We start from the raw sequence: 14323 nt of genomic DNA, 5'->3' as shown, positions 1-14323 counted from the left end.
ATTTCTCCCGAGTCTACGCGGACACGGGTCGGAGCCGCGGCGCGACCAGATCCCAGACGGTCTCGGCGAGCGCCTCCTTCGGCCCGTACGGGACGGGAGTCTCGGCCCCGTCCGACGCGAGGACCACGGCCTCGTTCTCCTCCGAGCCGAAGGTCTTGCGCTCCCCCACCTCGTTCACCACGAGCAGGTCGCAGCCCTTGCGCCGGAGCTTGTCGCGGCCGTTGGCGAGGACGTCGTCGGTCTCGGCGGCGAAGCCGACGACCACCTGACCGGGCAGGGCCCGCTCGGCGGAGATCTCCGCGAGGATGTCCGGATTCCTGACCAGTTCGACGGTCGGCGCGCCGTCGTCGCCGGTCTTCTTGATCTTGCCGGGCGCGTAGACGGCCGGGCGGAAGTCGGCGACGGCCGCGGCCATCACCACCGCGTCGGCGTCCGAGGCGGCCTTGAGCACCGCCTCGCGCAGCTGGACGGCGGTGCCGACATGGACGACGTCGACGCCGGCCGGGTCGGGGATGCCGGTGTTGGCCTCGATCAGCGTGACCCGGGCTCCACGGGCGGCGGCGGCCTTGGCGAGGGCGTAGCCCTGCTTGCCGGAGGAGCGGTTGCCCAGGTAGCGGACCGGGTCGAGCGGCTCGCGGGTGCCGCCCGCGCTGACCACGACGTGCCGGCCTGCGAGGTCGGGGGCCACGGCACCGCGGGCCAGGACCCGCCGGCAGATCTCGAAGATCTCGGCCGGGTCGGGCAGCCGGCCCTTGCCGGTGTCCACTCCGGTCAGCCGGCCGACGGCGGGCTCGATCACGATCGCGCCGCGGCGGCGCAGCGTGGCGACGTTCTCCTGGGTGGCCGGGTGCTCCCACATCTCGGTGTGCATCGCCGGGGCGAAGACGACCGGGCAGCGGGCGGTCAGCAGGGTGTTGGTGAGCAGGTCGTCGGCGAGGCCGTGGGCGGCCTTGGCCAGCATGTCGGCGGTGGTGGGGGCGACGACGACGAGGTCGGCGGCCTGACCGATGCGGACGTGCGGGACCTCGTGGACGGACTCCCAGACCTCGGTGGAGACCGGGTTGCCGGAGAGCGCGGACCAGGTGGCCGCGCCGACGAAGTGCAGCGCCGAGTCGGTCGGGACGACGCGTACGTCATGGCCGGACTCCGTGAGGCGCCGCAGCAGCTCACAGGCCTTGTAGGCGGCGATGCCGCCGCTGACCCCCAGAACGACCTTCGGCTTCGCGACCACTGCCACTCCCCGCACTCGACTGCGTACGACGTCAGATGCGTACGACTCCATGAGACACCACAGGCCCGGCGGTCGTACCGCCGGGCCTGAGGTGATGAACGTTACGTGCTTACTGCGCCGGGCCCTCGATGGCCTCGGAGGTCAGCAGACCCGCGTTGATCTCACGCAGGGCGATCGAGAGCGGCTTCTCGTGGACGTGGGTGTCCACCAGCGGACCGACGTACTCCAGAAGGCCCTCGCCCAGCTGGGAGTAGTACGCGTTGATCTGACGCGCGCGCTTGGCCGCGTAGATCACGAGGCTGTACTTCGAGTCCGTGGCCTCGAGCAGCTCGTCGATCGGCGGGTTGATGATGCCCTCGGGCGCGGTGATGGAAGAGGACACGCTCTACCTTCCGAAAGGTGGGAAAAGATCAAACAACTCGCATCAAGGCTAGCAGCTCACGTGCTACGTCCTCGACGGAGGTGTTGACAAGGGTGGTGTCGAACTCGGTCTCGGCGGCCAGCTCGACCTTGGCGGCCTCCAGCCGGCGCTCGATGACCTCGGGCGACTCGGTGCCGCGGCCGGTAAGCCGGCGGACCAGCTCGTCCCAGCTCGGCGGGGCCAGGAAGACCAGCTGGGAGTCCTTCATGGACTCCTTGACCTGCCGGGCGCCCTGGAGGTCGATCTCCAGCAGGACCGGCTCGCCCGCCTCCAGGCGGTCGAGCACCGCCCGCCGGGGGGTGCCGTAGCGGTTGCCCGCGAACTCGGCCCATTCGAGAAGCTCTCCGTTGGCGACGAGCTTGTCGAACTCGTCGTCCGAGACGAAGAAGTACTGGACTCCGTGCTTCTCGCCGGGTCGCGGCTTCCGTGTCGTGGCCGACACCGAGAGCCAGACCTCGGGGTGGACCTTGCGCATATGAGCGACGACCGTGCTCTTGCCGACCCCGGAGGGGCCGGAGAGCACGGTCAGCCGCGGACGTACCTCTGCTGCCATGCAGCGATTATTCCAGCTTTGCGGGTGTGCCCAGGACGATGTCCCGGACTCAGGCGCCGGTGCTGCCGAACTCGCGCTCCAGGGAGGCGATCTGGTTGGAGCCGAGACCGCGCACTCGGCGGCTCTCGGAGATGCCGAGCCTCTCCATGATCTGCTTGGCGCGGACCTTGCCCACGCCCGGCAGGGACTCAAGGAGCGCGGAGACCTTCATCTTGCCGATGACGTCGTTCTCCTGGCCCTGCTTGATGACCTCGTGCAGGGAAGCGCCGGAGTGCTTGAGTCGATTCTTGACCTCGGCCCGCTCCCGGCGAGCCGCGGCGGCCTTTTCGAGCGCGGCTGCGCGCTGTTCAGGGGTAAGGGGCGGAAGAGCCACGCCTACGTCACCTCGGATGTCGATCTGTCGGATACGGACCGCTGAGGAACCTGGTCGCCCCACATGCGGCGAGTCACATGGCAGTGGCCTGGGCCGTTTGCCACGACGACTCTGCGACGGAGACTAGCGGCCAAGACCGCTCCCGTCAGCGAGAACAGACGAAAAGTCCTGGTCAGGATCGAGTATGGCTCGACCGACCAGGACATTCCGGTCATTATGCATGGGATTTTCGGCCTCGCCTTTCACCAGGCGAGACGCCCGGGTCCGCTCAGACCGCGACGGCGGCGCGGATCTCGTCCGCGAAGCGCTCGGCGGCGCCGCGCAGGGCGGCCGCGTCGGGGCCCTCCTTGAGGACGCCGCGGCTCACGTTCGGCACCACGTTGCGCACGGCCGGGCCGAACACGGCCGGCAGATCGGCGGCCGTGGCGCCCTGGGCGCCGATGCCCGGGGCGAGCAGCGGGCCGTTGATGTCCAGCTCGAAGGAGGACAGGTCGCCCAGGGTGGCGCCGACGACCGCGCCGAAGGAGCCCATCGGGCTCTCCCCCGCGTTCTCCTCGGCCAGGTGGCCGAGCATGGTCGCGCCGATCGTCCGGCCGTCCTCGCGCACCGCCCGCTGGACCTCGGCGCCCTCCGGGTTGGAGGTCAGCGCCAGCACGAACAGGCCAGCCCCGCTCTCCCGGGCCAGGTCGACGGCCGGCTTCAGGGAGCCGTAGCCGAGGTACGGGGAGACCGTCAGCGCGTCCGAGAAGAGCGGCGAGCCGGGGCGCAGGAAGGTCTCGGCGTACGCAGCCATGGTGGAGCCGATGTCGCCGCGCTTGGCGTCCATCACGACCAGGCCGCCCGCGGCGCGCAGGTCGGCGACGGCCTGCTCCAGGACGGCGATGCCGCGCGAGCCGAACCGCTCGAAGAAGGCGGACTGCGGCTTGAAGACGGCGACGGTGTCCGCCAGCGCCTCGACGACGGTCCGGGTGAAGGTCTCCAGGCCGTCGATGTCGTCCTTCAGGCCCCAGGAGGCGAGGAGCGAGGCGTGCGGGTCGATGCCGACGCAGAGGGGGCCGCGCTCGTCCATGGCGGAGCGGAGTCGTGCACCGAAGGAGTCGTTCATGCGGTGGCCTTTCGGGTGTCGGCGCCGACGGCTTCGGCGAGGGTGGCGTACGGGGAGGCTGCCAGGCGGGCGGCCAGGCCCTTGTGGATCGCGCGGGAGTAGAACGGGCCCTCGTAGATGAAGGCGCTGTAGCCCTGGATCAGGGTGGCGCCGGCGAGGATGCGCTGCCAGGCGTCCTCGGCGTTCTCGATGCCGCCGACGCCGACGAGGACGAGACGGTCGCCCACGCGCGCGTACAGGCGGCGCAGGACCTCCAGGGAGCGCGCCTTGACGGGCGCGCCGGACAGTCCGCCGGTCTCCTTGACCAGGGCCGGGTCCGACTTCAGGCCGAGGCCCTCGCGGGCGATGGTGGTGTTGGTGGCGATGATGCCGTCCAGGCCCAGCTCCAGGGCGAGGTCGGCGACCGCGTCCACGTCCTCGTCGGCCAGGTCGGGGGCGATCTTGACCAGGAGCGGCACGCGGCGGTCGGTGACCGTGCGGTCGGCGGCCTCGCGGACGGCCGTGAGCAGCGGGCGCAGCGACTCGGTGGCCTGGAGGTTGCGCAGGCCGGGGGTGTTCGGCGAGGAGACGTTCACGACGAGGTAGTCGGCGTGGGCGGCGAGGCGCTCGGTCGACTTCACGTAGTCGGCGGCGGCCTCGGCCTCCGGGACGACCTTCGTCTTGCCGATGTTGACGCCGACGACCGTCTTGAAGACCGGCTCCCGGGAGCCGAGCCGCTCGGCGACGGCGGCGGAGCCCTCGTTGTTGAAGCCCATGCGGTTGATCAGGGCGCGGTCCGGGACGAGCCGGAAGAGCCGCTTCTTGGGGTTGCCGGGCTGGGGCTCCCCCGTGACCGTGCCGATCTCGACGTGGTCGAAGCCGAGCATCGACATGCCGTCGATCGCGACCGCGTTCTTGTCGAAGCCGGCCGCGAGCCCGAACGGGCCGTGCATGCGCAGGCCCAGCGCCTCGGTGCGCAGCTCCTTGTACCGGGGCGCGAGGACGGCCGCGACGAAGGTGCGCAGCACGGGGGTGCGGGCGGCGAGGCGGATCCAGCGGAAGGCCAGGTAGTGGGCCTCCTCGGGGTCCATCCGCTTGAAGACCAGGTTGAAGAAGAACTTGTACATGTGTCCGTCGTCCAGGTGTGCTCATGACGAGGGGGACACCGCAGGTCCTGCCGGTGTCCCCCTCCTCGTACGGGCTGCTAGTCGCGGGCCGCGGTCAGGTGCTCCGCGTGCTCCTGGAGCGAGCGCACGCCCACGTCGCCGTGGTTGAGCGCGTCGATGCCCTGGACGGCCGCGGCGAGCGCCTGGACCGTGGTGAGGCACGGGACGCTGCGGGCGACCGCCGCCGTACGGATCTCGTAGCCGTCGAGACGGCCGCCGGTGCCGTACGGGGTGTTGACGATCAGGTCGACCTGGCCGTCGTGGATCAGCTGGACGATGGTCTTCTCGCCGTTCGGGCCGACGCCCTCGGACTGCTTGCGCACGACCGTGGCGTTGATGCCGTTGCGCTTGAGGACCTCGGCGGTGCCGGAGGTGGCGAGCAGCTCGAAGCCGTGCGCGACCAGCTCGCGGGCCGGGAAGATCATCGAGCGCTTGTCGCGGTTGGCGACCGAGATGAACGCACGGCCCTTGGTGGGCAGCGGGCCGTAGGCACCGGCCTGCGACTTGGCGTACGCCGTGCCGAAGACGGTGTCGATGCCCATGACCTCACCGGTGGAGCGCATCTCCGGGCCGAGGACGGTGTCCACGCCGCGGCCCTGGATGTCGCGGAAGCGGGTCCACGGCATCACGGCCTCCTTGACGGAGATCGGCGCGTCGAGCGGCAGGGTGCCGCCGTCGCCGGTCTTCGGCAGCAGGCCCTCCTCGCGCAGCTCGGCGATGGTCGCGCCCAGGGAGATCCGGGCGGCGGCCTTCGCCAGCGGCACCGCGGTCGCCTTCGAGGTGAAGGGGACGGTGCGGGAGGCGCGGGGGTTCGCCTCGAGCACGTAGAGGATGTCGCCGGCCATGGCGAACTGGATGTTGATCAGGCCGCGGACGCCGACGCCCTTGGCGATGGCCTCGGTGGAGGCGCGCAGCCGCTTGATGTCGAAGCCGCCGAGGGTGATCGGGGGCAGGGCGCAGGCCGAGTCGCCGGAGTGGATGCCGGCCTCCTCGATGTGCTCCATGACGCCGCCGAGGTAGAGCTCCCGGCCGTCGTAGAGCGCGTCGACGTCGATCTCGATCGCGTCGTCGAGGAAGCGGTCGACCAGCACGGGGCGGGTCGGGGAGATCTCGGTGGACTCCGCGATGTACGACTCGAGGCGGGCCTCGTCGTACACGATCTCCATGCCGCGGCCGCCGAGCACGTACGACGGGCGGACCAGGACCGGGTAGCCGATCTCGTCGGCGATGGCCTTGGCGCCGGCGAAGGTGGTCGCGGTGCCGTGCTTCGGGGCGGGCAGGCCGGCGTCGGCGAGGACCTGGCCGAAGGCGCCGCGGTCCTCGGCGGCGTGGATGGCCTCGGGCGAGGTGCCGACGACCGGCACGCCGTTGTCCTTGAGCGCCTGCGACAGGCCCAGCGGGGTCTGGCCGCCGAGCTGGACGACGACGCCGGCGATCGGGCCCGCGAGGGACTCGGCGTGCACGATCTCCAGCACGTCCTCGAGCGTCAGCGGCTCGAAGTACAGGCGGTCGGAGGTGTCGTAGTCCGTCGAGACGGTCTCCGGGTTGCAGTTGACCATCACGGTCTCGTAGCCCGCTTCGCTGAGCGCGAAGGAGGCGTGGACGCAGGAGTAGTCGAACTCGATGCCCTGGCCGATGCGGTTCGGGCCGGAGCCCAGGATGATCACCGCGGGCTTCTCGCGCGGCGCGACCTCGGTCTCCTCGTCGTAGGACGAGTAGAAGTACGGGGTCTTGGCGGCGAACTCGGCGGCGCAGGTGTCGACCGTCTTGTAGACCGGGCGGACGCCGAGGGCGTGCCGGACCTCGCGGACGACGTCCTCGCGCAGGCCGCGGATCTCGGCGATCTGGGCGTCGGAGAAGCCGTGCCTCTTGGCCTCGGCGAGCAGCTCGGGCTCGAGCTTCTCGGCGGCGCCCAGCTCGTCGGCGATCTCCTTGATCAGGAAGAGCTGGTCGACGAACCACGGGTCGATCTTCGTGGCGTCGAAGACCTCCTCGGGGGTGGCGCCGGCGCGGATGGCCTGCATGACGGTGTTGATCCGGCCGTCGGTGGGGCGGACCGCCTCGGCCAGCAGCTCGGCCTTGTCGCCGGGCTCGCCGGTGAAGGCGAACTGCGAGCCCTTCTTCTCCAGGGAGCGCAGGGCCTTCTGCAGGGCCTCGGTGAAGTTGCGGCCGATGGCCATGGCCTCGCCGACCGACTTCATGGTGGTGGTGAGGGTGGAGTCGGCCTGCGGGAACTTCTCGAAGGCGAAGCGCGGGGCCTTGACCACGACGTAGTCGAGGGTGGGCTCGAACGACGCCGGGGTCTTCTCGGTGATGTCGTTCGGGATCTCGTCCAGCGTGTAGCCGACGGCGAGCCGGGCCGCGATCTTGGCGATCGGGAAGCCGGTGGCCTTGGAGGCGAGCGCGGAGGACCGGGAGACGCGCGGGTTCATCTCGATGACGATGATCCGGCCGTCGTCCGGGTTGACCGCGAACTGGATGTTGCAGCCGCCGGTGTCGACGCCGACCTCGCGGATGATCGCGATGCCGATGTCGCGCAGCCGCTGGTACTCGCGGTCGGTGAGGGTCATCGCCGGGGCGACGGTGATCGAGTCACCGGTGTGCACGCCCATCGGGTCGAAGTTCTCGATGGAGCAGACGACCACGACGTTGTCGTTCTTGTCGCGCATCAGCTCCAGCTCGTACTCCTTCCAGCCGAGGATGGACTCCTCCAGGAGCACCTCGGTGGTCGGGGAGAGCGTGAGGCCCTGGCCGGCGATGCGGCGCAGCTCCTCCTCGTCGTGCGCGAAGCCGGAGCCGGCGCCGCCCATGGTGAAGGAGGGGCGGACGACGACCGGGTAGCCGCCGAGGGTGTCGACGCCCTTGAGCACGTCGTCCATCGAGTGGCAGATGACCGAGCGGGCGGACTCGCCGTGGCCGATCTTGGCGTTGACGGCCTCGACGACGCCCTTGAACAGGTCGCGGTCCTCGCCCTTGTGGATGGCCTCGACGTTGGCGCCGATGAGCTCCACGCCGTACTTCTCCAGCACACCCTGCTCGTGCATGGAGATCGCGGTGTTGAGCGCGGTCTGGCCGCCGAGGGTCGGCAGCAGCGCGTCGGGGCGCTCCTTGGCGATGATCTTCTCGACGAACTCGGGGGTGATCGGCTCGACGTACGTGGCGTCGGCGATCTCCGGGTCGGTCATGATCGTGGCCGGGTTGGAGTTGACCAGGATGACCCGCAGGCCCTCGGCCTTGAGGATGCGGCAGGCCTGGGTGCCGGAGTAGTCGAACTCGGCGGCCTGGCCGATGACGATCGGGCCGGAGCCGATGACCAGGACGGACTGGATATCGGTGCGCTTAGGCACGCTCGGCCTCCATCAGAGAAACGAAGCGGTCGAAGAGGTACGCGGCGTCGTGCGGGCCCGCGGCCGCCTCGGGGTGGTACTGGACGGAGAAGGCCGGCTGGTCGAGCAGCTGCAGGCCCTCCACGACGTTGTCGTTCAGGCAGACGTGGGAGACCTCGGCGCGCCCGTAGGGGGTGTCCGAGACCTTGTCGAGCGGCGCGTCGACGGCGAAGCCGTGGTTGTGCGCGGTGACCTCGACCTTGCCGGTCGTGCGGTCCTGCACCGGCTGGTTGATGCCGCGGTGGCCGTACTTCAGCTTGTAGGTGCCGAAGCCGAGGGCGCGGCCCAGGATCTGGTTGCCGAAGCAGATGCCGAACAGGGGCGTCCTGCGCTCCAGGACGGCCTGCATGACGGCGACGGGGCCGTCGGCGGTGGCCGGGTCGCCCGGGCCGTTGGAGAAGAACACGCCGTCCGGGTTCACCGCGTAGACGTCCTCGGCGGTGGCGGTGGCGGGGAGCACGTGCACCTCGATGCCGCGCTCGGCCATCCGGTGCGGGGTCATGCCCTTGATGCCCAGGTCGACCGCGGCGACGGTGAACTTCTTCTCACCGATCGCGGGGACGACGTAGGTCTCCTTGGTGGCGACCTCGGCGGAGAGGTTCGCGCCCTTCATCTCGGGCTGCTGGCGGACCTCGGCGAGCATGGTGCCCTCGTCCGGCAGCGCGCTGCCGGAGAAGATGCCGACGCGCATGGCGCCGCTCTCGCGCAGGTGGCGGGTCAGGGCGCGGGTGTCGATGCCCTGGATGCCGACGACGCCCTGGTGGCGCAGCTCCTCGTCGAGGGAGCGCTGCGCGCGCCAGTTGGAGGAGACGCGGGCGGGGTCGCGGACGACGTAGCCGGAGACCCAGATGCGGGCGGACTCGGGGTCCTCGTCGTTGACGCCGGTGTTGCCGACGTGCGGAGCGGTCATCACGACGACCTGGCGGTGGTACGACGGGTCGGTCAGGGTCTCCTGGTAGCCGGTCATGCCGGTGGAGAACACGGCCTCGCCGAACGTCTCCCCCACGGCCCCGTAGGCGCGGCCGCGGAAGATGCGGCCGTCCTCCAGGACGAGTACGGCGGGAACCTTGCTGGTTCCCCTTGTGGAGGTCGTCATCGTGCGGTGCCTTCCGTCGTGCTTGCGTGGTTCGTGGAGTTCATGGAGTTGACGGCCTCGACCCAGGCGGCGTGCTCGGCCGCGTGGTCGGACCGGAAGCCGGAGTCGATCAGCGTCTCGCCGTGCGCCCAGGTGACGATCAGCAGTCCGCCCTCGGTGAGGACCTTGCCCGCGATGCCCTTGTCGAGGCGCGCCTCGCGCAGGGCCTCGGCGGGGATGAAGAAGTCGTTCGCGCCGGGGCGGACGACGGCCAGGCCCTGGTCGGTCAGGGTGAGCTCGACCCGGCTGCGGGTGCCGAGCCCGTGGGCGACGATCCGGTCGAGCCACTGCCCGGCCGTGGTGGAGCCGTGGTAGCGCCCGCTGAGCTCCAGTTTCGCCTCGCCGAGGGTGTCCGGCACGGCGGGGAGCTCCGGGAGCCCGGACTGGAGGGTGCCGCGCCACTTCCATCCCTGGCGCATCAGCCAGTAGACGAAGCCGATGAAGATCAGCAGTCCGGCGACCCAGCCGAGCCGTGCGGCCCAGTCGGTCACCTCCGCCGACTTGGGCTCTGCGGCCAGATTGATGAGTGGTGTCACGCCAGCTTCCCGTCCACGACCGTCGCGCGGCCCCGCAGGAAGGTGTGCGTGATGCGTCCCGGCAGCTCGCGGCCCTCGTAGGGGGTGTTGCGGCTGCGGGAGGCGAAGCCCGCGGGGTCCACGGCACCACGGTATGCCGGATCGACCAGCGTGAGGTTCGCGGGCTCACCAGCCGAGACGGGCCGGCCGTGGCCCTTCGCCTGGCCGATGCGGGCCGGGGCGACGGACATCCGGTCGGCGACGCCGGCCCAGTCGAGCAGGCCGGTCTCGACCATCGTCTGCTGGACGACGGAGAGGGCGGTCTCCAGGCCGACCATGCCCATGGCGGCCGCGGCCCACTCGCAGTCCTTGTCCTCGTGCGGGTGCGGGGCGTGGTCGGTGGCGACGATGTCGATCGTGCCGTCGGCCAGGGCCTCGCGCAGGGCCATGACGTCGCGCTCGGTGCGCAGCGGCGGGTTGACCTTGTAGACCGGGTTGTACGTGCGGACCATCTCGTCGGTCAGCAGGAGGTGGTGCGGGGTGACCTCGGCGGTGACGTCGATGCCGCGGGACTTGGCCCAGCGGACGATCTCGACGGAGCCGGCCGTGGAGAGGTGGCAGATGTGGACGCGGGAGCCGACGTGCTCGGCCAGCAGCACGTCGCGGGCGATGATCGACTCCTCGGCGACGGCCGGCCAGCCGCCGAGGCCCAGCTCGGCGGAGACGATGCCCTCGTTCATCTGGGCGCCCTCGGTGAGGCGGGGCTCCTGGGCGTGCTGGGCGACGACGCCGCCGAAGGCCTTCACGTACTCCAGGGCGCGCCGCATGATGACGGCGTCGTCGACGCACTTGCCGTCGTCGGAGAAGACGGTGACACCGGCGGCGGAGTCGTGCATGGCGCCCAGCTCGGCGAGCTTCTTGCCCTCCAGGCCCACGGTGACGGCGCCGATCGGCTGCACGTCGCAGTAGCCGTGCTCCTTGCCGAGGCGGTAGACCTGCTCGACGACACCGGCGGTGTCGGCGACCGGGAAGGTGTTGGCCATCGCGAAGACGGCGGTGTAGCCGCCGGAGGCGGCGGCCTGCGTACCGGTGAGCACGGTCTCGGAGTCCTCGCGGCCGGGCTCGCGCAGGTGGGTGTGCAGGTCGACCAGGCCGGGCAGGAGGATCTGGCCCTCGGCCTCGATCACGGTGGCGCCGGTGGCGTCCAGGTCCGTGCCGACCGCCGCGACGGTCTCGCCGTCGATCAGGACGTCCTGCGCCTCGCCGCCCAGCACCTTCGCACCGCGGATCAGAATCTTGCTCATGCTTACTTGCTCTCCTCGGTGGCAGAGGGGCGGCGCGTAGCGCCTCGCTCAAGGGTGGTGGTGGGCGACGGGTGGGCGGCGGCGGCTTCGTTGCCGCCCAGAAGCAGGTAGAGGACGGCCATCCGGATGGAGACGCCGTTGGTGACCTGCTCGACGACCGTGCAGCGGTCGGAGTCGGCGACCTCGGCGGTGATCTCCATGCCGCGGACCATCGGGCCGGGGTGCATGACGATGGCGTGCTCCGGCATCTTCGCCATCCGCTCGCCGTCCAGCCCGTACCGCCGCGAGTACTCGCGCTCGGTCGGGAAGAAGGCGGCGTTCATCCGCTCGCGCTGCACACGCAGCATCATCACCGCATCGGACTTCGGCAGCACGTTGTCGAGGTCGTAGCTGACCTCGCAGGGCCAGGTCTCGACGCCGACCGGGACCAGGGTGGGTGGGGCGACCAGGGTGACCTCGGCGCCGAGGGTGTGCAGCAGGTCGACGTTCGAACGGGCGACCCGGCTGTGCAGCACGTCGCCGACCAGCGTGATCCGCTTGCCGGCCAGGTCCTGGCCGAGGCCGGCGTCCCGGCCGACCAGGCGGCGGCGCATGGTGAAGGCGTCCAGCAGCGCCTGGGTGGGGTGCTGGTGGGTGCCGTCGCCGGCGTTGATCACGGGGGCGTCGATCCAGCCCGAGGTGGCCAGGCGGTACGGGGCGCCGGAGGCGCTGTGCCGGATGACGACGGCGTCGACGCCCATCGCCTCCAGGGTCTGGGCGGTGTCCTTCAGGGACTCGCCCTTGGAGACGCTGGACCCCTTGGCCGCGAAGTTGATCACGTCGGCGGAGAGGCGCTTCTCGGCGGCCTCGAAGGAGATCCGGGTCCGGGTGGAGTCCTCGAAGAAGAGGTTGCAGATCGTGCGGCCGCGCAGCGTGGGCAGCTTCTTGATCGGCCGGTCGGCCACCCGGGCCATCTCCTCGGCGGTGTCGAGGATCAGGACGGCTTCGTCGCGGGTGAGATCGGCGGCCGAGATGAGGTGACGCATCATCGGGGTGTGCTCCGTCGTGTGGAGAGAGGGGCCTGGGGGTGTCCCCCAGAGGGCCGAGTCGGGGGTGCGGGCGGGCAGGGGTGTGCCCTGGCCCGGCGGGTGCCGGTCCTACGCGGAGGCGGACTTCGAACCGAGCAGCACGGTGTCGCGACCGTCCTCCTCGGCGAGCTGGACCTTGACCGTCTCCCGCAGCGACGTGGGGAGGTTCTTGCCGACGTAGTCGGCGCGGATCGGCAGTTCGCGGTGGCCGCGGTCGACGAGGACCGCGAGCTGGACGGCGCGCGGGCGGCCGATGTCACCGAGCGCGTCGAGCGCGGCGCGGATGGTGCGACCGGAGAAGAGCACGTCGTCAACGAGGATCACCAGGCGGCCGTCGATGCCGTCGGCGGGGATCTCGGTGCGGCCGATGGCGCGGGCCGGCTTCATCCGCAGGTCGTCGCGGTACATGGTGATGTCGAGGGAGCCGACCGGGATCTTCCGTCCGGTGATCTCCGCGAGCTTGTCGGCCAGCCGGCGGGCGAGGTACACGCCCCGGGTCGGGATGCCGAGGAGCACCACGTCGTCGGCGCCCTTGGCGCGCTCGACGATCTCGTGGGCGATGCGGGTGAGGACACGGGCGATGTCGGGGGCCTCGAGCACGGGGCGTGCGTCGGGGGAACCCTGAGTGCCGGGAGTGCCCGGAGTGCCCGGGGTCTCCTGCGTGTCCTGGCTGTGCTGGTGCTGTGCGTCCATGTGAAAACGGACCCCCTTCTCCGCCTCACGGGACGGACCTTAAAGGACGTCGGAATTGCGCCGTCAACCCTACCAGGGGCGGGCGGCCGTCAGGCTCACGCCCCCGTCGCCGCTCCGTGCCCCGTCCCCCGGGAGGGGCCGGTATGGACCATTCGGCTTGACGGAGCCAAGTAACGCTGCGTAACCTCACAGTGAGTTACCAGCCGCGCGGCGCAGCCGCATGTCGTCACAGCGTCCGGGAGCGTTATGTCCAGCGAATACGCAAAGCAACTCGGGGCCAAGCTCCGCGCTATCCGCACCCAGCAGGGCCTGTCCCTCCATGGTGTGGAGGAGAAGTCCCAGGGGCGCTGGAAGGCCGTCGTCGTCGGCTCGTACGAGCGCGGTGACCGTGCGGTGACCGTGCAGCGTCTTGCCGAGCTGGCGGACTTCTACGGCGTGCCGGTGCAGGAGCTGCTGCCGGGCACGACCCCGGGCGGGGCCGCCGAGCCGCCGCCGAAGCTCGTCCTCGACCTCGAGCGCCTGGCGCACGTCCCGCAGGAGAAGGCGGGCCCGCTGCAGCGCTACGCGGCGACCATCCAGTCGCAGCGCGGCGACTACAACGGCAAGGTGCTGTCGATCCGCCAGGACGACCTGCGCACGCTCGCCGTGATCTACGACCAGTCGCCCTCGGTACTCACCGAGCAGCTGATCAGCTGGGGCGTGCTGGATGCGGACGCGCGTCGCGCGGTCGCCCACGAGGAGAGCTGAACCCAGCCGACTCCGCAGTAGCAGAAACGTGCCGCCGGGGCGGCGGGAGGCCACTGAGGCCCTCCTGCCGCCCCGGCGGCGTTCTGCGTGCCGGTACGGGCGTCAGGAGGCCCCGGGGCGCGCCCAGGGGCTTGTGTACGGCGAAGGGGCCCGCAGCACGGTGTGCTGCGGGCCCCTTCGACTGCCGGGGCGGAACCGGACGGACTAGGCGTCCGCGTCGGCGTCCCGGCGAAGGCGCGGCTTCAGGTCCTTGAAGCGCGCGAGGAGACCGTTGACGAAGGTCGGGGACTCGTCGGTGGAGAACTCCTTGGCGAGCTGGACCGCCTCGTCGATCGCGACCGCGTCCGGCGTCCCGTCCTCCCAGATCAGCTCGTACGCGCCGAGGCGCACGATGTTCCGGTCGGCGACGGGCATCCGGTCGAGCTCCCAGTCCACCGCGTAGGTGGCGATGAGCTCGTCGATCCGCGCGATGTGCTGCGCGTATCCCTCGACGAGCTGCATGGTGAACTCGCTGACCGGCGGCTGCCGGTCGTCGGACCGCGCGTGCCGCACCCAGTCCGCGAGGACCTGCTGCACGGACGCACCGCGCTGGTCGGCCTCGAAGAGGATCTGGAAGGCCCGCTTACGGGCGTTGCTGCGAGCAGCCAC

Annotated in this window: 14 protein-coding genes; 1 reads left to right on the top strand and 13 read right to left on the bottom strand. The window is 70.8% G+C overall.

Translation table 11 applies throughout. The features are described 5' to 3' along the window. Positions 1–13 precede the first annotated feature (13 nt). From coaBC to pyrR, 12 genes are all read right to left on the bottom strand, one after another. Entirely contained in the window at positions 14–1282 is a 1269-nt protein-coding gene (coaBC, locus tag R2D22_RS30765; protein WP_318108155.1) for a bifunctional phosphopantothenoylcysteine decarboxylase/phosphopantothenate--cysteine ligase CoaBC, read from the bottom strand. A 58-nt stretch (positions 1283–1340) separates the two neighbouring features. Beyond that, positions 1341–1613, bottom strand: a complete 273-nt coding sequence (gene rpoZ, locus R2D22_RS30760; protein WP_005319902.1) for a DNA-directed RNA polymerase subunit omega — start codon at positions 1611–1613, stop codon at positions 1341–1343. 28 nt (positions 1614–1641) lie between these two features. Next, positions 1642–2205: a guanylate kinase gene (gene gmk / locus R2D22_RS30755; RefSeq protein ID WP_318108113.1), complete on the bottom strand. Its 564-nt coding sequence runs from the start codon at positions 2203–2205 to the stop codon at positions 1642–1644. A gap of 49 nt (positions 2206–2254) precedes the next feature. Beyond that, complete coding sequence (locus tag R2D22_RS30750; RefSeq protein WP_026246651.1) at positions 2255–2578, bottom strand: integration host factor; 324 nt, start codon at positions 2576–2578, stop codon at positions 2255–2257. 268 nt (positions 2579–2846) lie between these two features. After that, positions 2847–3683, bottom strand: a complete 837-nt coding sequence (pyrF, locus tag R2D22_RS30745; protein ID WP_318108110.1) for an orotidine-5'-phosphate decarboxylase — start codon at positions 3681–3683, stop codon at positions 2847–2849. Then, a complete protein-coding gene (locus tag R2D22_RS30740; protein WP_318108108.1) occupies positions 3680–4789 on the bottom strand; it encodes a quinone-dependent dihydroorotate dehydrogenase in 1110 nt (369 codons plus the stop codon). The genes pyrF and R2D22_RS30740 overlap by 4 nt, the downstream gene beginning before the upstream one ends. Positions 4790–4866: 77 nt before the next feature. Next, on the bottom strand, positions 4867–8175 hold the full coding sequence (gene carB / locus R2D22_RS30735; RefSeq protein WP_318108106.1) for a carbamoyl-phosphate synthase large subunit: 3309 nt from the start codon (positions 8173–8175) through the stop codon (positions 4867–4869). Next, positions 8168–9310 (bottom strand): glutamine-hydrolyzing carbamoyl-phosphate synthase small subunit, encoded by a 1143-nt coding sequence (carA, locus tag R2D22_RS30730; protein WP_318108105.1) that lies wholly within the window; start codon positions 9308–9310, stop codon positions 8168–8170. The genes carB and carA overlap by 8 nt, the downstream gene beginning before the upstream one ends. Continuing rightward, positions 9307–9885: a PH-like domain-containing protein gene (locus tag R2D22_RS30725; protein ID WP_318108104.1), complete on the bottom strand. Its 579-nt coding sequence runs from the start codon at positions 9883–9885 to the stop codon at positions 9307–9309. Before R2D22_RS30725 ends, carA begins: the two co-directional genes overlap by 4 nt. Then, positions 9882–11168, bottom strand: coding sequence for a dihydroorotase (locus tag R2D22_RS30720; RefSeq protein ID WP_318108103.1), 1287 nt, complete (start codon positions 11166–11168; stop codon positions 9882–9884). The genes R2D22_RS30725 and R2D22_RS30720 overlap by 4 nt, the downstream gene beginning before the upstream one ends. A gap of 2 nt (positions 11169–11170) precedes the next feature. Further along, positions 11171–12196: an aspartate carbamoyltransferase catalytic subunit gene (locus tag R2D22_RS30715; protein ID WP_318108101.1), complete on the bottom strand. Its 1026-nt coding sequence runs from the start codon at positions 12194–12196 to the stop codon at positions 11171–11173. A gap of 108 nt (positions 12197–12304) precedes the next feature. Continuing rightward, positions 12305–12928: a bifunctional pyr operon transcriptional regulator/uracil phosphoribosyltransferase PyrR gene (gene pyrR, locus R2D22_RS30710; protein WP_318108100.1), complete on the bottom strand. Its 624-nt coding sequence runs from the start codon at positions 12926–12928 to the stop codon at positions 12305–12307. 246 nt (positions 12929–13174) lie between these two features. Here pyrR and bldD point away from each other — a divergent pair, with 246 nt between their 5' ends. Next, positions 13175–13675, top strand: coding sequence for a transcriptional regulator BldD (gene bldD / locus R2D22_RS30705; RefSeq protein WP_005319862.1), 501 nt, complete (start codon positions 13175–13177; stop codon positions 13673–13675). A gap of 204 nt (positions 13676–13879) precedes the next feature. Here bldD and nusB read toward each other — a convergent pair whose 3' ends face one another. Further along, the gene (nusB, locus tag R2D22_RS30700; protein WP_318108097.1) at positions 13880–14323 is read right to left on the bottom strand and encodes a transcription antitermination factor NusB; all 444 of its coding nucleotides are present in this window, start codon (positions 14321–14323) and stop codon (positions 13880–13882) included.

It is taken from the genome of Streptomyces sp. HUAS YS2 (assembly GCF_033343995.1).
Lineage (GTDB): Bacteria > Actinomycetota > Actinomycetes > Streptomycetales > Streptomycetaceae > Streptomyces > Streptomyces solicathayae.
This window is presented reverse-complemented; position numbering and strand designations above follow the sequence as displayed.